The sequence below is a fragment of the Ruegeria sp. CDSC025 genome (assembly GCF_059610805.1).
Map to the genome: position 1 here is coordinate 86,257 of NZ_JBXWOJ010000005.1, position 17,678 is coordinate 103,934.

Below are 17,678 nucleotides of genomic sequence, written 5' to 3' on the forward strand. Positions count from 1 at the left end.
ACCGGAGGTGTACACATGACGATCACTGCAGGACTGGTTCTGTTTGCCGTCATCTGGTTCATGACGCTTTTGGTGATTCTGCCGATCCGCATCAAGACCCAGGGTGATTTGGGCGAGGTCGTTCCCGGCACCCATTCAGGGGCCCCGGAAGTGCATCACATGAAGAAAAAGCTATGGATCACCACCGGGGTGTCGGTCATGCTCTGGGCTATCATTGCAGGGATTATTATTTCGGGCGTGATTTCGGTACGGGATTTCGATTGGCTAAATCAAATGGAGCCGCGAAACTAGGCGTCAGGGCGTTGGCCCTGACAGCTTATGAAAGATATGCGTGAATGTAGCAGCTCCGATAATCGGGATCACAAGGTTCACCAGCGGAATAGACAGTGGGATGGCCATCAATGTGCCCGCAAGCCAAATTGTTGACGAATGTTGTGCCCGCAGTTTTCGCGCGCCCTCACGCCCGATACGGCGCATGGCTGCCAGCGTAAAATACTCACGCCCCAGCAGAAATCCGTTCATCGCCCAAAAGATAAACGGGGCCAGTGGCGTGAAGATCGCATAAAGGATCAGCGCCAGAAGGTTGGCCAGGATCAACACGCCCATAAAGCCAAGCGCGTCAGTGATCGCATCGCCTATCGGGATGCGTGGAACCGCGGGCAGGCTCGGATAATGCCTGTCCTCTACAGCTTGCGCGACATCGTCCAGAAACACAGACGTGATGGCTGAGGCGACGGGAATCATCAGAAACACTGGCAGGATCAGCACCAGGAAAATGCCGGAATAGCTGAGGACGTCATTCAGCCAGGGAACTGCACCAATGAATGGGAGCGATATCTCGTCCCCTGACAGCCGGTTGATCAGCCAAATTGCACCGGCGCAGGCTGCGATCAGCATCAGGATGGTCAGGCCGATACCTCGCAGCAGAACCCCGCGGAATTTCGGGTCTCCGATCTGACCAAGCGCTGAAAAAAAGGCGTTGAGGATGATCATTCTGTGACCCATTCGGTCAGGGCATCAACATCCGGGCGGGGGCGTTCGGGCGGGGTCGAGCCCTCGGTCGCGATATGGATCAGACCGGCAACCCGTTCGTTATCCTGCAATTCAAACGCCTTGCGACAGAATTCCGGATCGTGGGTTTGCCAGCCAGACAACCAATTCGCGCCCCATCCTGCGGTCAAAGCAGCGTTCAGCAAAGCAAGGCAAACAGCCCCGGCAGAATAGGTCTGCTCGATGGCTGGAATCTTTTCCGAAGGCTTCTGAACCTCGATCACAGCGACGGCGAGATGGCCTAAATCGAACTGCCCGCGCGCTTTTTCAATGTCTTGAGGGGATTTGCCAAGCGCCTCACCGCATTCCTGCGTTAGCCCTGACAGGCGCCCCATTGCGCCTTTTTCAAGCACGATGAACCGCCAGGGTTCCAGTTTTCCGTGATCCGGGCTGCGGGCTGCTGCGGTCAGCAGGGGCATCAGCTGCTCACGGTCGGGGGCTGGTTCAATCAACGTTTTGGCTGGGCGCGATCGACGGGTCTGCAGAAACTCAAAAGCGGCCGGATTCTTCAAGGACATATGTTAACTTCCTTTACATAGGCTGTCTGTATCTGGTTGAACGTCTGGCGAGTTTCAAGTGCAATCGGCTGGACCAGTTGGATCAATTTCATTCCCCGCCCAACCGTGCAAGGGTCTTTGTTAACAGAAGGTGCCAATGGGAAAACCGAAACTAAGAAATCTTCCAGACCTGAGCGACCGTGTTGCACCGAATGCTGAGATTGCGGTCAGGGTTACCCCGAAAGCCGCAGCAGACAGGATTTTGGTTCGGGACGGAACGATCAGAATATATATCACTGCACCGCCCGAAAACGGCAGGGCAAATGAAGCCACACGTGAGCTTCTGGCGGTGGCGCTGGGGGTTGCTCCGTCCGCACTGATCCTGAAGCGCGGCCAGACATCGCGCGAGAAAGTCTTTGTGTGTCAGGCCTGATCGGGGGTTTCGCGAATTTGGTAAACACCTTCGGGCAGATCCAGTGCCGCAGCCAGATCACGAACCTGTTCGGGCGAAAGCGTAATCTTCTGAACCTGGTCAGTGCGCGGATCCAGTTGTTCCAGCGTTACGCATTCTGCAAAATTGTTAATAACCACATCCTCGTTCAAAGGCTTTTCGCCTTCGTCCACCAGGGTTATGACCGTCGAGTCGAATTCATGCTCAATCGAAAACATGTGTCCAGCTTGCCGGGCGGAACATTGCAATGCAACCCGTTCTTGGGAAATCGTCCGGTGGCGAACCGCCTTGTGTCGGGCTATGTTCGACGAAAAGGCATGACCGGACCAAAGGAAATAGTATGCGTCGCCTGATCTTGATGATATTTGGTCTGGTTCTGTCGGCCTGTGACACCGGTTCGTTACGCGTTCAGCCGGTAGAGGAATGGCAACAACCTTCAACTGATTTTCAGGTCGATGTGCTGACCTTTCGCGAAATCAGTCAAAGGGTCGGGGATGTGGCGCGCGCAGAGTGCAAGCGGCGCAGTAATGTCAGCAACTGCGATTTTTCGATCGTGGTTGATCTGAACCCTCGCGCACCAGCAAATGCTTTTCAAACCTTGGATGACGACAATCAACCAGTCATAATCTTCACCCGCGCGATGATTCAATCGGTGGAAAACGCCGATGAACTGGCCTTTGTGATGGGGCATGAATCTGCTCATCACATCCTGCGCCATATTCCCCGCCAGTCCGAAAACTCACGGGAAAGTGCCGCGATTTTTGGCGAGCTTGCACGCATAGCGGGGGCAAATGACGCCGATCTTGAACAGGCGCAGAAGCTGGGCGCGCAGGTGGGTGCCCAGATTTATGTCAAGGACTTTGAACTGGAAGCGGACCGGTTGGGAACGATCATCACGCACCGGGCAGGTTATAATCCCTTGTTAGGAGCCCGCTATTTTGCCCGAATTCTTGACCCGGGCGATCGTTTTCTAGGCACCCATCCACCGAATGCTCAGCGCGTCGAAATTGTTTTGGAAACCTCGCGGCAGCTTGGGCTGACACAATGACGGGACTGAAACGGTTGGGGGTTGTCTTGACGGACCGCGGATCGAAATATGCGGTGTCCGGCGCTTTGGTCAGTTCCCGTGACGAGGTGGCAGCTGTCCTGCAGGACCTGAAATCTGACAAAAGCTATGCCAAGGCCACGCACAATACCTGGGCCGCAATCCTGCCTACTGGTGCGCTCAAGGCGGATGACGGGGAAAGCGGTGCCGGAATGGTGATTCTGCGCATGCTGGAAAGGGCCGAACTGAGCGGTCATATCGTCATTGTCACTCGATGGTATGGCGGAAAAAAGCTGGGCGGTGATCGATTTCGCCGGGTTCAGGATGCAACACGGGCTTATCTGGACGAACTGGAATTGGGACTTTGACCTGCGTCAAGGCTTGGGCTGTTTCGTATTGCTAGTCTGATCGGACAAAGCGAAACGGAAAGGAATGCCAATGCCCGATCGCGAAACGCTTAGGCATCATGCTGGTCTTGTTGACCGTATGGCTGGCAAGCTGGGGGTGGATCTGCAGGAATCTGCAATCGCTGGACATATATCGGTGGATCAGATTACCGATGCGGTTCTGCGATGCACCGATTGCCCGAACCCGGGCCATTGCCAATCATTTTTGAATCAACCGGTTCTGGCAACGCAGACACCCGAATATTGCCGGAACCAGGATTTGTTAAGCAAGTTGATCCCTTAGGGGGGCCGCAATGCCGCGCCTTGGACACCTCATGACCCATTTGCGCCTTGTGTTGAGGATGGGGCAAGCGACGGGTAGGGATATTGTACGGGCCCACAATAAAGGTCGGCTAAGTCAGGAAGACTGGGCTGAAATGATCCGCCTGTGTCAGGGATGTGGCTGGGCGGCTGCCTGCCCGGATTGGATGGAAAGACATCCAGATATTGCAGGAGCACCGCAAACCTGCCCGAACAAACATCAATTCGCCGCGTTGAAAGCAATACAAATGCAGGAATTGGGATGAAACACGCTGTACTGGGCGACGTGGAAAAGCACTTTTGGCTAACTCGATCCGTGGCCCGATGCCTTAAGATCTCGTTGACCGAAGCCATGTCCGACGGGCGGTTGAGCCCGGATGAATACGCCGAGATGGTAACGCGTTGCCGGGCCTCGGACTGTCACGAGAAATGCACGATATGGCTGGCCGTACAGCAATCTGATCCCCGTTCAGCGCCCGGGTTCTGCGTAAATAGCCATGTTTTCAACCGGCTGAAGTGATCAGATCTTGGAATGTGTCCCGTCGCAAAACGGTGGGCTAGCGCAGTTTTTGCAGCCGCAGAAGAACAGTTTCTTGCTGGTATCAGCCGTGAACTTGACCGGTTCAAAGCCGGTTCCTTTGTGAGATCCATCACAAAATGGCTGCCGATTGGACCGGCCGCACGAGCACCAGAAATAGCTTTTTCCTTCGGTTACTTCGATTGGATAGGGCGCTTTTTGCGCAATGACTGGACCTTCTGGCATCTGATTTCTCCGTTCGCTGACTTTCCCCAGTCTATCGCCTGAACAGATGTGCCGAAAGCAGAAGCTGCCACGCGGCACCCATTCCATGGGCAATCCCCCCGGCATGGTTTTGCCTGCTTTCGCAAACGCGCTGTTGATTTTATTGCAAAATTAGCAACCACACCGTATTGTGAAGTCGGCCCCATGTTCAGGGCAATAACAGAAATTAATTAGAGGAATGACGGACATGAAACTCAAATTTGCTGCCGTTAGTGCGTTTGCCCTGGTTCTGGCTGCTTGCTCGCAACAGGAAGAGCCGACACCGGTATACATTACCCCAGATTATGACAAATACGGCACGCCGAGCTGCCCGGCAGGGACAGATCTGGCGACGACCGAAGCAGGTCAGACCGTATGTAATCCGACTGCTCAATAAGATTTTCGCGGGCGGATTCCGACATAGCCGCCCGCACAATCGAACAAAAAAGCCGCCCTATGGGTGGCTTTTTTATTGCCTGTCATACGGTGTTCGGGTTTCTGTTTGACCTATTGAATTACCGAGGTCGCATGAGAAAACTTGTCACCCATCTAAAGGACCGCATCCGCTGGAGCTGGCAGGGATTGGCTGCCACTTGGCACGGTGAATACTCGTTCCGCGCTTGGGTCTGCGCTAATCTTGTTTCTGCGGGTCTGGCCCTGTGGCTGCCCCTGAGCGATGGCGTTCGGGCTCTGATACTGGTGATCGGTCTGTTGGTTCTGGTGGCCGAACTGTTCAATACGGCGATCGAACGGGCGGTGGATCATACTTCGACCGAACACAGTTTATTGGCCGGGCAAGCTAAAGACGCCGCCAGCGCTGCGGTGGCACTGACTGCTTTGGCTGGCGGATTGGCCTGGGTTATCGGGCTGTTGAGCCTTTTCTGACTGCCGCTGGGTCGGTCAATTCAGTTAGTTGTGGTTAGCGCAGCTTGCCCCATAGATCATATTCCCCGGCCTCGTCCACCTCGACCGAGACAATGTCGCCCGGCTTCAGGGCCTCAAACCCCTCGTCGATGAACAGATTGCCGTCGATCTCGGGCGCATCAGCTGTGGTGCGACAGATCGCGGCCTCATCGTCGATATCATCCACGATGACTTGCAGGGTATGGCCGACCTTGGCGGCCAGTTTGGCCTCGGAAATCGCCTGAGCCTTTTCCATGAACCTTTCCCATCGGTCTTGTTTGACATCGGCGGGCACATGGTCAGGAAGGTCGTTGGACCGGGCTCCTTCGACGTTCTCGTACTGAAAGCAGCCGACGCGATCCAGTTGCGCCTCGTCCATCCAGTCCAGAAGGGTTTGGAACTCAGCCTCGGTCTCGCCGGGATAGCCCACGATAAAGGTGGATCGCAGAGTGATGTCAGGACAGGTCGCGCGCCAGGCGGCGATCTCGTCCAATGTTCTGGCAGCTGCAGCTGGGCGGGCCATTCGTTTCAAAACATCCGGATGTGCGTGTTGAAAAGGGATATCCAGATAGGGCAGCACGTTGCTGCCCGGATCCGCCATCAGCGGGATCAGTTCACGTACATGCGGGTAGGGATATACATAGTGCAGACGAATCCAGGCATCCAACTGACCCAATTCACGCGCCAGATCGGTGATATGGCTGCGGACCTCACGGTCTTTCCAGGGATTCACGTCATACTTCCGGTCCAACCCATAGGCCGACGTGTCCTGAGAGATCACGAGCAATTCGCGCACACCGTTATCGACCAGCTTTTCCGCCTCGCGCAGAACAGCATGCGCCGGACGGCTGGCCAGTTTGCCGCGCATGTCCGGGATGATGCAGAACTTGCATTTGTGGTTACAGCCCTCGGATATCTTGAGATAGCTATAGTGGCGCGGCGTCAGTTGAACGTTGGCCGCAGGCAGCAGATCCACGAAAGGGTCGGGATCAGGCGGCACGGCCTTGTGTACCGCGTCCAGCACCTGCTCGTACTGATGTGGTCCGGTGACGGCCATGATACGGGGGTGATGCTCGCGGATGTAATCGGGTTCGGCCCCCAGGCATCCGGTTACGATAACCTTGCCGTTTTCCACCAAAGCCTCGCCGATGGCATCCAGAGACTCCGCCTTGGCGCTGTCCAGAAATCCGCAGGTATTCACAATCACGGCATCCGCGCCTGAATAGTCCGGCGAGATGCCGTATCCTTCGGCCCTCAGGCGCGTCAGAATCCGCTCGCTGTCGACCAAAGCCTTGGGGCAACCCAGCGATACCATGCCGATGGTCGGCTGGTTCGGACGTGGTGTATCAGTGATCCGGGCAGCAGGTGCCAGGTCGGGGCGGAGGTTTGGCGGGTTTGTGGTCATGGCGCGGCATATAGTGGGGAAAGCTTCCCCTTGCAAATGCGCTGCCGTCTTTGAATGATCTTTTTATAGCGTGCCAAATAAGTCGGAGAGCAGAAAATGAAATGGCTAATGCGCATCCTGTTCCTTTTGGTGGCTGTGGTCGGTCTTGTCATCGGCGCATTGCTGCTGATGCCGGGCGACAAGTTGGCGACCATTCTGGCCGAGCAGGTCAAGGCACAAACCGGGCGTGATCTGAAACTGTCGGGGGGCGTTAAGCTGTCCTTCTGGCCAGTGCTGGGCATGGAAACCGGGGCGGTTTCCTTCGGAAATGCCTCGTGGGCGGGATCTGAGCCGATGCTGAGCGCCGAAAGCCTGGCGGTTGGGGTCGATACCTTGGCCATTTTGTCCGGCGATGTGCTGATCAAACGGATTATTGCCGAGAATCCGACCCTCAGACTTGAACTGTCAGACGGGCGCGGAAACTGGGAGTTTGACACGGCCGTCGCCCCGACAGCCAGCGGCACGGGTGGATCAAAACCGGCCGATGCATCGCGTGCCGTGACACTGGAGCATCTGAAACTGACTCAGGCGCGTCTGATCTTTGTTGAAAATGGATCGGCCCGATTTGATGTCGCAGATGTGGATTTGTCTGCCAGTTGGCCAGCAGTCTCGGCCCCCATGGTTCTGGATGCACAAATGCCGGTTCCGGGCGGTGAGGCCCGCGTGGATATCAAGATACCCGACTTGCCGGCTTATGCCACGGGCGCGGCATCCGAGATTGAACTTGCACTTGCGGCCCCTGGTGGTGACATCGGATTTGACGGGCGCGTCAACCTTGCCGGAGAGATGGACGGCAAGCTGCAGTTGAAAACCAAAGACACGGAAAAAATGCTGGCCGCGTTTGGTCAGGAGGGCGTTGGAGTGCCGCACGGGTTGGGCCGCGCTGCGAATGTGTCGGGGCAGATGACTTATACCAGAGATGGCCGCATATCTGTGCGCGATCTGGTGGCTTCACTCGACAGTAACCGTTTTACAGGCGAAGTTGATATTGTCATTTCCAACCCGCCACAGATCACCGCTCGGTTGGATGCCAGTGATCTTGATCTTTCTCGCTATAATCAAAGTGATCAGACGGTCTCGTCCAGTTCAGGCGGTTCCGGCGCGGGTGCTGCCTCGGAGGGGTGGTCAAGGGAACCGATCGACGCCTCGGCGCTGGCTTTGGCCAATGGTGAAATTCGACTGACAGCCAAATCTATCGCGCTGCCCGAGCTGACGCTTGGCCCCAGCGACCTGACAATGCGGCTGGACCGGTCTCGGGCTGCATTGGAGATGAACCCGGCAACCTTGTTTTCCGGAACGCTGAACGGGCAGGTGGTGGCCAATAATCGGAATGGGTTGTCCGTTGGCGGCAAGATAAAGGCCAAGGGCATTGACCTCAAACAAGCTCTGACAGCCTTGGTCGGGGTCGAGCGGCTGTCCGGGACCGGGTCAGGATCATTCGAGTTTCTGGGCGTTGGCCAGAACGAGAATCAGATCATGCGTTCTCTCAGGGGTAAGGGCCGCTTGGATGTAGGAAAGGGGTTGATATCGGGCTTTGACCTTGATCGTCTCATGGGACGAGGCAAAGGATCGGGTGGCACCACCGTGTTCAACAGCCTGACGGGTAGCTTCACCATTGATCAGGGCGTTTTGCAGAACAACGATTTGTTGATGTCGCTGGACAATTTCCGCGCGGATGGCAAAGGAAAAGTCGGGATCGGAGCGCGCAATATCGACTATCTGTTCACGCCGGTCGCTCTGCGTGCGAATTCGGGAGAGGGCCTGTCGGTTCCGGTGCGTATCGTTGGACCATGGAGCAATCCGTCGATCAAGCCGGACCTGACCAAGGTGATCGAAGCGGCCGCCGGAGGAAAGGTCAAAGAGCTTGAGGATGATGTCAAAAAGAAAGTCATCGACAAGATAGGCGGCGATACCGGTACGGCCGGGACTGACGGGGACAGCGTCGAGGATGCGCTGAAGAACAAGCTTGAGGACGAGGCCAAGAAAGGACTGCTTAAGCTGTTTGGCGGAAATTGAAGTGTCGGGGCCAGCGCCCCGACACCAACGCTCAGATGGTCTGGTCGTAATCTCCGACACCCGGTTCGGTTCGGATAACCGCGTCGATATCCGCAAAAATGGCACGCATCTCTTCTTCGCTTTCGCTGCTTTCGCAGACGACCACCAGATTGGGCGTATTCGACGAGGCGCGGACCAACCCCCAGCTGCCATTGTCCAGAATGACTCGGGCACCGTTGACAGTGACCACTTCTTTGATCGGGCGACCTGCTAGCGTCTCTCCGGCCTCGGATTTGGCGACCAGCTTTGCGACCAAACGGTCGAGTATGTCGTATTTTTCGATATCCGCTGCATAGGGGGACATGGTCGGTGTCGACCATGTTTTCGGTAGTGCCTTTCGCAGGTCGGACATGCTTTGGTCCGGGTTGCGGTCCATCAGTTTACAGATCTCAACCGCGACGCGCATGCCGCAATCATAGCCACGGCCAATCGGTTCGGCCAAAAAGTAATGCCCCGACTTTTCGAACCCAGCCAGCGCGTTGATCTCTTTGACTCGCCGCTTCATGTGGCTGTGGCCGGTTTTCCAATAATCTGCCTTGACCCCGCGGGCCTTCAACTCGGGGTCGCTGGCAAAAAGGCCGGTTGATTTCACGTCGGCGACAAAGGTGGCATTGGGGTAAATCTTGGCCAGATCGCGGGCCATGATCACGCCGACCTTATCAGCAAAAATCTCCTCCCCCTCGTCATCCACAACGCCACAGCGGTCACCGTCACCATCGAACCCCAGCGCCATGTCGGCACCGCTGGCTTTCACGGTATCGGACATGTCGTGCAGCATTTCCATCGCTTCTGGGTTCGGGTTGTAATGCGGGAAAGTATAGTCCAGCTGGTTATGGCTGGGCACGACTTCTACCCCCATGCGTTCAAAGATTTCCGGGGCAAAGGCGGATGCTGTGCCGTTCCCTGTGGCACAGACCACTTTGAGAGGTCGGGATATTCTGAAATCGCCGACCAGATCGTCGATATAGGCCTCTTTCACGCCATCAACGAATTCGTAGGACCCGCCAGGGTGGGTCTGCCCTTCGCCATTCAGAACAATGTCTCGCAGCTCTGACATCTCGTCCGGGCCATGGGTCAGGGGACGTTCGAACCCCATCTTGACCCCGGTCCAGCCATTTGGATTGTGGCTGGCCGTGACCATGGCCACGGCTGGAACGTCCAGATGGAACTGAGCGAAATAGGCCATCGGGCTAAGCGCCGGACCGATATCCTTTACCTGAATTCCCGCCTGCATCAGGCCCAGGATCAGGGCATTTTTGATGGCCAGAGAATAGTCACGATAATCATTGGCTACAGCAATCACGGGTTCAATCCCACGCTTGCGCATCTGTGTGCCCAGACCCAACCCCAGTGCGGTCATGCCCGGCAGGTTGATCTCTTCTGGATATTTCCAGCGGGCATCATATTCGCGAAAGCCGGTTGGCTTGATCATTGCGTCGCGCAGAAAGCTCCAGGTGTTCGGAGTCACCTCGGGGTTGGGTTTGGTCATGGGAATACTCTTGTTCAGATCTGGATAGGGTTGGCCTTGGCCAACGCATCAAAACGCATCAATGTATCGATGAGCTGCGGCATCTGGTCCAATGGGATCATATTAGGACCGTCGGAAGGTGCAGTATCAGGGTCCTGATGGGTTTCGATAAAAACCGCACCGATGCCAAGCGAAACCGCAGCGCGGGCCATCACAGGCGCGAATTCTCGCTGCCCACCAGTAGAACCACCTTTGCCGCCAGGCTGCTGTACCGAGTGTGTGGCATCCATTACGACCGGGTATCCCGTTTTGGCCATCTGCGGCAGGCCGCGCATGTCAGCGACCAACGTATTATATCCAAACGAAGTTCCGCGTTCTGTCAGCAGGATGTTTGTGTTCCCAGTGCTTTCGACCTTGCTCACGATGTTGCCCATCTCCCATGGGGCCAAAAACTGTCCTTTTTTGACATTAACCGCCTTGCCGGTTTCGCCAGCTGCGAGCAGCATATCTGTTTGTCGGCATAGAAAGGCAGGGATTTGCAGCACGTCCACAGCCTCGGCCGCAATCGCGCACTGGGCTTCGGTATGTACGTCAGTCAGCACTGGAATGCCCAAGGTTTTGCGGATGTCATCCAGAACCTTGAGCCCTGTGTCTATTCCCATACCACGCGCACCCGACAGCGAAGTTCGGTTCGCCTTGTCGTACGAGGCTTTAAAGACGTACTGCGCCCCGGCGGCGTCGCAGGCCTCTTTCATTTTTCCTGCGATCATTTGGGCATGATCGGCAGTTTCCAGTTGGCAGGGACCGGCGATGATCGTCAGCGGAAGATCATTGCCGACCGTGAGATCGGAGATTTTTACATGTTTCATGTGTCTTACGAGGATACCTGTTCACGAAGGACCGACGCGGTAAGCGAGATCATCAGGTAGATACCAGCAAACAACAGGAAAGCCAAAATCGTATTTTCGAACTTGCGCGGATAGCTGGGTTCCTGACTGGGAACAGGATTGACGGAAACCGTCAGATACCGAACCTGACGATTGGCTTCGGTCCTGGTTGTCTCCATATGCTGCATAGCTGATTGCAGGATCATATCCCTAGCGGCCAGATCGGCCTGTGCCATCTGAATCCGAACACTCAGCCTGGCCAGCGAATTCTCGCCGGCAGAGACATCCAGCATTTCGGCGTTCAATTCCTCCAGCACAACCGTAAGCCGTGCGATATCGGCCTGCGCGCCATCCACCTTGGCTTTGTTTGGGCGGCGATTGTCCAACAAGGCTGCAAGCTGCAGTTCTTTGTCCTGAATAAGCGTCTCGATTTCGTTTATGCGGCCCCGCAACCCGGCAATGACGCTTTCAGGGTCAAGGATTGCGCCTTGCAGCTGAAGCTCGATCAGGTCTTCCTGAGCTTTCTTGCGTTCTTCCTGAGCGCTTACAAACCCTTCCCGGGCATCTTTCATCTGGTCTTCGCGTTTCTTTTCGGTCAGCGCGTTTACCCGTTGCTCGGCATAGGAAATCAGTTCTCGGGAAAACGCGGCCGAAGTCTGGGGGTCAGGTGTCGCCACCTCCATCCGGATCAGGCCATCGGTCGGGTCATATCCGACCGTGATCATGCGTTTGTACAGCTTGTAAGCCTCTTCGAGACTGGCGTCCGGGGATAATCGCTGAATGGGGTCGATCCAGTCCTGTTTGAACACATCAGCGAAACCGGCCTCTGTGTCCAAAAGTTCAAGCGCATCTTTCGATTCCAGAAACTCCTGGGTGGCAACCGAATCCTGCGTGGTCGCAAATTGGGTCCCTGCCAGAAGCCCTCCGATAGAGCCTGCGCCCCCATCCGCCTGAAGGATCAGAAAGGCAGAGTTGCTGGCGTACATTGGGGTCGCGATCCGATAGAAATAGAGACCCACGACAAAGGTAGGTAGCAGGACAAAGGCCGCAAGCCGTGCAAACAGAGCGAACAGTTTGCGACGGCGGCGGCGGGCGATGTCCCTCTGAATCTGTCCGATTTCACGTTCACGCCGCTCGGCCGGGCTCATCTCGGGCCCGGGCAAGTTCTCTGGTGCATCTTTCACGGTCTGGGGCAGGTGGATCGTGATGCGATCATTCGTCTGCTCGTCCGAAGTTTTCTTTTCCGAGGCAAGGTTCAGCAGACTGGAGCGTTCAAACGGATCAATTCCCTTTTTGCGCAACAACCGAACTGCATCATAGTCCGAAGTCGCCGCAAGACCGTTTTTCTGGGCAAGACGACGTGCCACCCGCAGTTGGCGGCCGGTCAGTCCTTCGCGTTTGATAGCGTCGATCTCGGTCCCTACTGGCGGTTCATTTTCTGGGCCGGGCGCCTTTGTGGCCTGGCGAATACGCGAGATCGCGTCTTCGCGCGTTTCGGCATTTCCCGCAGACCGCCGTTTGCGGCGCCAGTTGTATTTATCAGCCCTGGGTTTGGTAGTCATATAACTGCTTTGCCTCTTCCAAGGTTTCGAACAAGTGAAGCTGACCATCCACTAATACCGCCGCCTGACGCGCGAATTTTTCAAGCAGGGCCGGGTTGTGAGAGACGATGACCAGTGTTGTTGTGCGCAGCCGTTCCTGCAGAATGTCGCCTGCCTTTTTGTTGAATTCAACATCCGTTGTGGCCGGCATCCCTTCGTCGATGAGGTACATGTCGAAATCCAGAGCCAGCATCAACGCGAATGTGAACCGCGACCGCATACCGGATGAATAGGTCGCCAGCGGTTGATTGAAATATTCACCCAGGCCACACAGCCAACTGCAATATGCCTCGACATAGTCCGGGTCCATACCATAGATCTTGGCGATATAGCGCGAGTTCTCCAGAGCCGACAGCTTGTTTGAAACTCCGCCGGTAAATCCCATCGGAAAAGAGACGCGGCAGGATTTGCGAATGACCCCTTCGTCGGGTTTCTCTAGTCCGGCCATCATGTTGATCAGGGTGGTTTTCCCGGTACCGTTCGGGGCCAGAATACCGATGGATGTGCCAAGTTCGACGCGAAAAGACACTCTGTCCAGAATCACCTTTCGGCGCGTCCCGGTCCAAAAGGACTTGCTGACATTTTCAAACTCAAGCATCCAAGGCCTGCGGGTTTATCTTGTTGTTGCGCCGTTCGGATCGGCGAAAGAACGGTACCTCTACGGCGCCATATAGGCCACATTATGTCGAATTATGAAACAAATGATCAATGCGTTCCGGGGGTCGTTTTTGGTAATGTGACTTTTGCATCTGTTGGCGTCTGGATGTGTGTTACCTATCTTGCTTTCAGAACACCAACCATCTGATGCGGCACTGATTGCGATCTCATGAACCCACTCGAAAAAGAAATAGAGGCCTGCCGTATTTGTGCCGACCGATTTGCGGCAACCGAAACCGCGCATGAACCAAGACCCATTGTCTGGTTCCGCAAAGACACGCCTATTTTGGTCTGTGGTCAGGCTCCGGGGGCACGTGTGCATGCGTCGGGTCGCCCTTTTACCGACCCTTCCGGTGATCGGCTTCGGGCGTGGTTGGGTGTTGATGAGGAGCTGTTTTATGACCGTTCACGTGTCTCGATCGTTCCAATGGCGTTTTGCTTTCCTGGCTATGATGCGCGCAAGGCAGATTTGCCTCCTCCGCCAGTATGCGGTCAGACTTGGCATGATCGGGTCATGGCGGATCTTGGGCCTGTGCCGTTGACCATTCTTGTCGGGGGGCACGCCCATAGATATCACCTGAAGTCACGTGGGTCAGTCACCGAAACCGTCCGCAACTGGCGGGACTATGCGCCGCGGGTCTTTGCCTTGCCTCATCCGTCCTGGCGGAATACGGCATGGATGAAGAAAAACCCGTGGTTCGAAGCCGATCTGTTGCCGGTTTTGCGTGCACGGGTGCAAGAGGTTCTGAATGACTGAGATTTCGGCTCTGGACGCCGCCCATGCCGCGGCTGAGGCCGCTCCGCAGGATGATGCGGCCCGTCTGCGTTTCTTTGAACGGCTGGCTGACAGTGAGCTGTTCCTGATGCTGACGGAAGAGGCAAAGAACGAGAATATTTCGCCCGAATTGTTCGACGTGGCAGATGGGCGTTTTGTGCTGGCTTTCGATCGCGAAGACCGGCTGGCCCGCTTCGCAGACCGCCCAGTGCCCTATGTTGCGCTGTCGGGGCGGGTTTTATCGTCTATGTTGTCGGGGCAGGGGATCGGGCTGGGGTTGAACCTTGAGGTTGCCCCGTCCTCGATGTTGATCCCGCCCGAGGCATTGGGCTGGTTGGTGGAAACTTTGCAGCATGGTCCAGAAGAGGTGCAACAGCACCTGTCCGAGTTCCTGGCTCCATCGGGGTTGCCCGACGAACTGCTGACAGCTTTGGACGCCAAGCTGGCTACGGCCATTGGGTTGGCGCAAGCCGCCTATCTGGTCAGCACCAAAACGGCTGAAGGTGGGTTCGGGCATTTGCTGGGTTTTGTCGATGCCGTCGAAGGGGCAGAGGCAGCTCTGGCCAAGGCCGCATCCGAAGCGCTTACCTTTTCCGGGGTCGAAGCTGGGGCAATGGACGTAGGTTTTTTCAAATCAAGTGACACGGCCGCAGCGTCTTTGGCGCGGGTGGGTTTGCGGTACGATCTGCCGCAGCCTGAGGCGCGTGTGAATGCGCATATCGCTCCTGGGCGCGATCCGGACAAACCGCCTTTGCTTAAGTAATGGCGGAATGGGGCTTCGCAGATTGATCCGCGAAGCCCGGTTTGTTTACTCGGCTGCCGGCTCCAGCTTGTCCTGTGTACGCGTTTCAAAGTCGCCGGCCTCGTGACGTTCGTGAAGCTGTGTATGCTTTTCGCCGAAGGCACGATTGACCATGCGACCGCGTTTCACGGCGGGACGGGCGTCAATCTCCTTGGCCCAGCGCATGACGTTCTTGTAGGATTCGACGTCCAGGAACTCGGCTGCGCTGTACAGGCGGCCAAGAACCAGTTGTCCGTACCAGGGCCAGATCGCGATATCGGCGATAGAGTAATCCTCGCCTGCGATATAGGTTTTCTCGGACAGCTCCCGATCCAGAACATCCAGCTGCCGCTTGGTTTCCATGGCAAAGCGATTGATGGGATATTCCCATTTCTCGGGCGCATAGGCGTAGAAATGGCCAAACCCGCCACCCAGATATGGTGCACTCCCCATTTGCCAGAAAACCCAGTTCATCACCTCTGTCCGTTCGGGCCCGGATTCGGGTAGGAAAGCGTTGAACCTTTCAGCCAGGTGAAACAGGATCGAGGCACTTTCGAACACGCGCACAGGTTTTTCACCGGACCGATCCCACAGGGCAGGGATCTTCGAGTTCGGGTTGGCCTCTACAAAGCCCGAACTAAACTGATCTCCCTCGCCGATGTTGATCAGCCAGGCGTTATACTCGGCCTCTTCATGGCCTAGCGCCAGAAGCTCTTCCAGCATGACGGTTACTTTTACCCCGTTCGGAGTGGCAAGCGAATAGAGCTGCAGAGGATGGCGCCCAGCAGGCAAATCCTTGTCATGAGTTGCCCCCGCAATCGGGCGGTTGATATTAGCGAATTGTCCGCCGTTTTGGCTGTCCCATGTCCAGACCATCGGGGGTGAATAGGTCGATTGCTCGCTCATTTCTTGCCTTTCTCAGCAAAGTTCGGGTGAATTATCCGTTCGCTTCAACAGCTAATATTGCAAAGGGCAAAGTCCAACCCTGCCCGTTGGGAAGATTTTGTAACATTCAGTGCAAAAGACTTCACGTTTTCTCATTCGATGTCACAGCGACGCGAGCGGGACTGCGTTCGATCGAGGAATCACCTATTCTCTGCACAGCCCCGTATTCCGGGCCGATCATCCATCCAATAAAAAAGGACCGCCCTTATGAAACGACTTGCCTGGACCTTAGCTGCGACCTTGGCATTTGCCATGCCTGCCCTTGCAGGTGATCAGTATGTGGACGGCACCGGCTATGCGGTGTCGGGATATGACGTAGTTGCCTATCGCAGTCTGGATCAGGTTGCTGTCGGTCAATCACAGCCCGAAGCCGTCCGCGGAAGGTCAGATATTACGGCCGAATACAACGGCGTTACCTGGGCATTCTCAACCGAAGAGAACCGGGACAAGTTCTTGGAAAACCCTGCTTATTATGCGCCGCAATATGACGGTCACTGCGCCTATGGCGTGTCACGCGGTGGCAAGGTGCCTGCGAACCCGAACCTGTGGCGGATTGTTGATGACAAGCTGTATCTGAACATTACCGATGTGGTTGTCGGGTTCTTTGAAGAAGATATTCCCGGCAATATCAATCTGGCTGAAGGAAACTGGCCGGGCATCGAGGCCGACGGGGCCTCCAGCAGCGTGATCCCGAAGTTTACCTCCGAAGGCCCGGTCGCAAACTGAGAGTTCTGCAACGGATGCAAAGCCCGGCATTGATTTGCCGGGCTTTTTGTTTGTCATCCGGCCAACCAGTACTCATCCTGCGTTTGCTGGTCGGCGTTGAATCTGATCCGCACGCTGCGGGCGCCCGGAAATTTCTTGGTCGCAAGCGCAACGGGTACGACAACTTCGCCAGTGCCCGCATCTTTGGACTGAAAGCTCAGAATCTCTGTCTTGACGCGCTTGGAGCCAGCGAGAACACTCGTCGGCAATGCGACGCGGTTAGCACCTTCGCAGACAGGTGCGGAAATGAAATAAGTCAGGTTGCGGCCATGCAAGCCGACAGCGTCCGGAATGTGGTCAGCATCTTGCAGGCGATCCGCATCTTGACTGTCCACCGGGGTGTCCTGCAAGTGGGGCAGCGCCGTATTCAGCATTGCACGACAGGCATCAATATCTTGGGTTTCCAGCTGAATAACGCGTTTGCGCAATCGGGGGCGGCGTGGTTTCCCCGCCGCCGAGCCCGCCAGACCTTTCCCAGCCAGCCCCTCGCTGCGCAGCAAATCATAGGCCGCCTTGGCGTTGGCCAAGGCCGCACCGTCTCCGCCATTCTTGTCGGGGTGGGCTTCGAATGCGATGTTGCGCCAGGCTTCTCGAATGTCATCTGAACTGGCGCTTTGAGCCAGACCAAGTGTGCCGAAGGCATTGGCGCGGGCACTAACCTTGTCAAAAGGTTCCATACTAAATTCACTCATAAACAAACTATACGGCCCCACAATGAATGGGCGGTTGCTAAAGTCAAATTTGTAACAGAATTGAACGGTTTATCGCGACAATGATTAAGGCTGCAGCTGGATTGTTCAAGTGGCCCAGTCAGACAGGGTAATCCCAACTTATTCCGCAAAAACACCCGGGGTTTTGGCCTCGGG

General features: G+C 56.0%; 24 protein-coding genes. 13 read left to right on the plus strand and 11 right to left on the minus strand.

Features of this window, described 5'->3' with window-relative positions; translation table 11 throughout:
• The first annotated feature begins 15 nt into the window (after window positions 1-15).
• Entirely contained in the window at window positions 16-291 is a 276-nt protein-coding gene (locus AC2FH8_RS09560; RefSeq protein WP_496689574.1) for a DUF1467 family protein, read from the plus strand.
• Window positions 292-294: 3 nt separating this feature from the next.
• Here the strand turns inward: AC2FH8_RS09560 and AC2FH8_RS09565 are convergent, their stop codons facing one another.
• Together AC2FH8_RS09565 and AC2FH8_RS09570 are read right to left on the minus strand one after the other, a co-directional pair.
• On the minus strand, window positions 295-993 hold the full coding sequence (locus AC2FH8_RS09565; protein WP_282021506.1) for an EI24 domain-containing protein: 699 nt from the start codon (window positions 991-993) through the stop codon (window positions 295-297).
• On the minus strand, window positions 990-1,568 hold the full coding sequence (locus AC2FH8_RS09570) for a nitroreductase family protein (protein WP_281972678.1): 579 nt from the start codon (window positions 1,566-1,568) through the stop codon (window positions 990-992). The genes AC2FH8_RS09565 and AC2FH8_RS09570 overlap by 4 nt, the downstream gene beginning before the upstream one ends.
• A 136-nt stretch (window positions 1,569-1,704) precedes the next feature.
• Here AC2FH8_RS09570 and AC2FH8_RS09575 point away from each other — a divergent pair, with 136 nt between their 5' ends.
• On the plus strand, window positions 1,705-1,980 hold the full coding sequence (locus tag AC2FH8_RS09575) for a DUF167 domain-containing protein (protein ID WP_281994966.1): 276 nt from the start codon (window positions 1,705-1,707) through the stop codon (window positions 1,978-1,980).
• Here the strand turns inward: AC2FH8_RS09575 and AC2FH8_RS09580 are convergent.
• Entirely contained in the window at window positions 1,971-2,216 is a 246-nt protein-coding gene (locus AC2FH8_RS09580) for a DUF8831 family protein (protein WP_271949269.1), read from the minus strand. The two genes, AC2FH8_RS09575 and AC2FH8_RS09580, sit on opposite strands and share 10 nt — an antisense overlap.
• A 122-nt stretch (window positions 2,217-2,338) precedes the next feature.
• Here AC2FH8_RS09580 and AC2FH8_RS09585 point away from each other — a divergent pair, with 122 nt between their 5' ends.
• From AC2FH8_RS09585 to AC2FH8_RS09605, 5 genes are all read left to right on the plus strand, one after another.
• A complete protein-coding gene (locus tag AC2FH8_RS09585; RefSeq protein ID WP_496689577.1) occupies window positions 2,339-3,046 on the plus strand; it encodes a M48 family metallopeptidase in 708 nt (235 codons plus the stop codon).
• The gene (locus AC2FH8_RS09590; protein ID WP_142636608.1) at window positions 3,043-3,411 is read left to right on the plus strand and encodes a YigZ family protein; all 369 of its coding nucleotides are present in this window, start codon (window positions 3,043-3,045) and stop codon (window positions 3,409-3,411) included. Before AC2FH8_RS09585 ends, AC2FH8_RS09590 begins: the two co-directional genes overlap by 4 nt.
• A gap of 118 nt (window positions 3,412-3,529) precedes the next feature.
• Window positions 3,530-3,733 (plus strand): DUF6455 family protein, encoded by a 204-nt coding sequence (locus AC2FH8_RS09595; protein ID WP_246097229.1) that lies wholly within the window; start codon window positions 3,530-3,532, stop codon window positions 3,731-3,733.
• Window positions 3,734-3,743: 10 nt separating this feature from the next.
• Window positions 3,744-4,016 (plus strand): DUF6455 family protein, encoded by a 273-nt coding sequence (locus AC2FH8_RS09600; RefSeq protein WP_496689580.1) that lies wholly within the window; start codon window positions 3,744-3,746, stop codon window positions 4,014-4,016.
• Window positions 4,013-4,270 carry a DUF6455 family protein gene (locus tag AC2FH8_RS09605; RefSeq protein ID WP_496689582.1) on the plus strand — a complete coding sequence of 86 codons (258 nt, stop codon included), beginning with the start codon at window positions 4,013-4,015 and terminating at the stop codon, window positions 4,268-4,270. The genes AC2FH8_RS09600 and AC2FH8_RS09605 overlap by 4 nt, the downstream gene beginning before the upstream one ends.
• Here AC2FH8_RS09605 and AC2FH8_RS09610 read toward each other — a convergent pair whose 3' ends face one another.
• Window positions 4,271-4,513, minus strand: a complete 243-nt coding sequence (locus AC2FH8_RS09610; protein ID WP_496689584.1) for a CDGSH iron-sulfur domain-containing protein — start codon at window positions 4,511-4,513, stop codon at window positions 4,271-4,273.
• Window positions 4,514-4,739: 226 nt separating this feature from the next.
• Here AC2FH8_RS09610 and AC2FH8_RS09615 point away from each other — a divergent pair, with 226 nt between their 5' ends.
• Together AC2FH8_RS09615 and AC2FH8_RS09620 are read left to right on the plus strand one after the other, a co-directional pair.
• Window positions 4,740-4,928, plus strand: coding sequence for a hypothetical protein (locus AC2FH8_RS09615; protein ID WP_142636616.1), 189 nt, complete (start codon window positions 4,740-4,742; stop codon window positions 4,926-4,928).
• A 131-nt stretch (window positions 4,929-5,059) separates the two neighbouring features.
• Complete coding sequence (locus tag AC2FH8_RS09620) at window positions 5,060-5,416, plus strand: diacylglycerol kinase (RefSeq protein ID WP_496689606.1); 357 nt, start codon at window positions 5,060-5,062, stop codon at window positions 5,414-5,416.
• 34 nt (window positions 5,417-5,450) lie between these two features.
• On the opposite strand, the gene rimO is transcribed toward AC2FH8_RS09620, so the two are convergent.
• The gene (gene rimO, locus AC2FH8_RS09625; RefSeq protein WP_496689608.1) at window positions 5,451-6,839 is read right to left on the minus strand and encodes a 30S ribosomal protein S12 methylthiotransferase RimO; all 1,389 of its coding nucleotides are present in this window, start codon (window positions 6,837-6,839) and stop codon (window positions 5,451-5,453) included.
• A gap of 96 nt (window positions 6,840-6,935) precedes the next feature.
• Between rimO and AC2FH8_RS09630 the strand changes: the two genes are divergently transcribed.
• Window positions 6,936-8,894 carry an AsmA family protein gene (locus tag AC2FH8_RS09630; protein ID WP_496689610.1) on the plus strand — a complete coding sequence of 653 codons (1,959 nt, stop codon included), beginning with the start codon at window positions 6,936-6,938 and terminating at the stop codon, window positions 8,892-8,894.
• A gap of 31 nt (window positions 8,895-8,925) precedes the next feature.
• On the opposite strand, the gene AC2FH8_RS09635 is transcribed toward AC2FH8_RS09630, so the two are convergent.
• From AC2FH8_RS09635 to AC2FH8_RS09650, 4 genes are read right to left on the minus strand one after another with little or no spacing between them, the layout of a single operon-like run.
• The gene (locus AC2FH8_RS09635) at window positions 8,926-10,422 is read right to left on the minus strand and encodes a phosphomannomutase/phosphoglucomutase (RefSeq protein ID WP_271949287.1); all 1,497 of its coding nucleotides are present in this window, start codon (window positions 10,420-10,422) and stop codon (window positions 8,926-8,928) included.
• 14 nt (window positions 10,423-10,436) lie between these two features.
• On the minus strand, window positions 10,437-11,270 hold the full coding sequence (kdsA, locus tag AC2FH8_RS09640; RefSeq protein WP_142636626.1) for a 3-deoxy-8-phosphooctulonate synthase: 834 nt from the start codon (window positions 11,268-11,270) through the stop codon (window positions 10,437-10,439).
• Between the two features lie 5 nt (window positions 11,271-11,275).
• Window positions 11,276-12,850, minus strand: a complete 1,575-nt coding sequence (locus AC2FH8_RS09645) for a KpsE/RkpR family capsule polysaccharide export protein (protein ID WP_271949292.1) — start codon at window positions 12,848-12,850, stop codon at window positions 11,276-11,278.
• A complete protein-coding gene (locus AC2FH8_RS09650) occupies window positions 12,828-13,487 on the minus strand; it encodes an ABC transporter ATP-binding protein (RefSeq protein WP_142636630.1) in 660 nt (219 codons plus the stop codon). The genes AC2FH8_RS09645 and AC2FH8_RS09650 overlap by 23 nt, the downstream gene beginning before the upstream one ends.
• A 228-nt stretch (window positions 13,488-13,715) precedes the next feature.
• On the opposite strand from AC2FH8_RS09650, the gene AC2FH8_RS09655 reads away from it, so the two are divergent.
• On the plus strand, window positions 13,716-14,303 hold the full coding sequence (locus AC2FH8_RS09655; protein WP_282027571.1) for a uracil-DNA glycosylase family protein: 588 nt from the start codon (window positions 13,716-13,718) through the stop codon (window positions 14,301-14,303).
• A complete protein-coding gene (locus AC2FH8_RS09660) occupies window positions 14,296-15,084 on the plus strand; it encodes an SseB family protein (protein WP_281972684.1) in 789 nt (262 codons plus the stop codon). Before AC2FH8_RS09655 ends, AC2FH8_RS09660 begins: the two co-directional genes overlap by 8 nt.
• A 45-nt stretch (window positions 15,085-15,129) precedes the next feature.
• On the opposite strand, the gene yghU is transcribed toward AC2FH8_RS09660, so the two are convergent.
• On the minus strand, window positions 15,130-16,008 hold the full coding sequence (gene yghU, locus AC2FH8_RS09665) for a glutathione-dependent disulfide-bond oxidoreductase (protein WP_496689613.1): 879 nt from the start codon (window positions 16,006-16,008) through the stop codon (window positions 15,130-15,132).
• 246 nt (window positions 16,009-16,254) lie between these two features.
• On the opposite strand from yghU, the gene AC2FH8_RS09670 reads away from it, so the two are divergent.
• Complete coding sequence (locus tag AC2FH8_RS09670; RefSeq protein WP_496689615.1) at window positions 16,255-16,773, plus strand: YHS domain-containing (seleno)protein; 519 nt, start codon at window positions 16,255-16,257, stop codon at window positions 16,771-16,773.
• A 53-nt stretch (window positions 16,774-16,826) separates the two neighbouring features.
• Here the strand turns inward: AC2FH8_RS09670 and AC2FH8_RS09675 are convergent, their stop codons facing one another.
• The gene (locus AC2FH8_RS09675; protein ID WP_246097226.1) at window positions 16,827-17,504 is read right to left on the minus strand and encodes a J domain-containing protein; all 678 of its coding nucleotides are present in this window, start codon (window positions 17,502-17,504) and stop codon (window positions 16,827-16,829) included.
• Between the last annotated feature and the right edge of the window lie 174 nt (window positions 17,505-17,678).

Coding starts and splice junctions, on each gene's coding strand:
- AC2FH8_RS09560 (WP_496689574.1), top strand. CDS start 16: ATGACGATCACTGCAGGACTGGTTCTGTTTGCCGTCATCTGGTTCATG.
- AC2FH8_RS09565 (WP_282021506.1), bottom strand. CDS start 993: ATGATCATCCTCAACGCCTTTTTTTCAGCGCTTGGTCAGATCGGAGAC.
- AC2FH8_RS09570 (WP_281972678.1), bottom strand. CDS start 1,568: ATGTCCTTGAAGAATCCGGCCGCTTTTGAGTTTCTGCAGACCCGTCGA.
- AC2FH8_RS09575 (WP_281994966.1), top strand. CDS start 1,705: ATGGGAAAACCGAAACTAAGAAATCTTCCAGACCTGAGCGACCGTGTT.
- AC2FH8_RS09580 (WP_271949269.1), bottom strand. CDS start 2,216: ATGTTTTCGATTGAGCATGAATTCGACTCGACGGTCATAACCCTGGTG.
- AC2FH8_RS09585 (WP_496689577.1), top strand. CDS start 2,339: ATGCGTCGCCTGATCTTGATGATATTTGGTCTGGTTCTGTCGGCCTGT.
- AC2FH8_RS09590 (WP_142636608.1), top strand. CDS start 3,043: ATGACGGGACTGAAACGGTTGGGGGTTGTCTTGACGGACCGCGGATCG.
- AC2FH8_RS09595 (WP_246097229.1), top strand. CDS start 3,530: ATGGCTGGCAAGCTGGGGGTGGATCTGCAGGAATCTGCAATCGCTGGA.
- AC2FH8_RS09600 (WP_496689580.1), top strand. CDS start 3,744: ATGCCGCGCCTTGGACACCTCATGACCCATTTGCGCCTTGTGTTGAGG.
- AC2FH8_RS09605 (WP_496689582.1), top strand. CDS start 4,013: ATGAAACACGCTGTACTGGGCGACGTGGAAAAGCACTTTTGGCTAACT.
- AC2FH8_RS09610 (WP_496689584.1), bottom strand. CDS start 4,513: ATGCCAGAAGGTCCAGTCATTGCGCAAAAAGCGCCCTATCCAATCGAA.
- AC2FH8_RS09615 (WP_142636616.1), top strand. CDS start 4,740: ATGAAACTCAAATTTGCTGCCGTTAGTGCGTTTGCCCTGGTTCTGGCT.
- AC2FH8_RS09620 (WP_496689606.1), top strand. CDS start 5,060: ATGAGAAAACTTGTCACCCATCTAAAGGACCGCATCCGCTGGAGCTGG.
- rimO (WP_496689608.1), bottom strand. CDS start 6,839: ATGACCACAAACCCGCCAAACCTCCGCCCCGACCTGGCACCTGCTGCC.
- AC2FH8_RS09630 (WP_496689610.1), top strand. CDS start 6,936: ATGAAATGGCTAATGCGCATCCTGTTCCTTTTGGTGGCTGTGGTCGGT.
- AC2FH8_RS09635 (WP_271949287.1), bottom strand. CDS start 10,422: ATGACCAAACCCAACCCCGAGGTGACTCCGAACACCTGGAGCTTTCTG.
- kdsA (WP_142636626.1), bottom strand. CDS start 11,270: ATGAAACATGTAAAAATCTCCGATCTCACGGTCGGCAATGATCTTCCG.
- AC2FH8_RS09645 (WP_271949292.1), bottom strand. CDS start 12,850: ATGACTACCAAACCCAGGGCTGATAAATACAACTGGCGCCGCAAACGG.
- AC2FH8_RS09650 (WP_142636630.1), bottom strand. CDS start 13,487: ATGCTTGAGTTTGAAAATGTCAGCAAGTCCTTTTGGACCGGGACGCGC.
- AC2FH8_RS09655 (WP_282027571.1), top strand. CDS start 13,716: ATGAACCCACTCGAAAAAGAAATAGAGGCCTGCCGTATTTGTGCCGAC.
- AC2FH8_RS09660 (WP_281972684.1), top strand. CDS start 14,296: ATGACTGAGATTTCGGCTCTGGACGCCGCCCATGCCGCGGCTGAGGCC.
- yghU (WP_496689613.1), bottom strand. CDS start 16,008: ATGAGCGAGCAATCGACCTATTCACCCCCGATGGTCTGGACATGGGAC.
- AC2FH8_RS09670 (WP_496689615.1), top strand. CDS start 16,255: ATGAAACGACTTGCCTGGACCTTAGCTGCGACCTTGGCATTTGCCATG.
- AC2FH8_RS09675 (WP_246097226.1), bottom strand. CDS start 17,504: ATGAGTGAATTTAGTATGGAACCTTTTGACAAGGTTAGTGCCCGCGCC.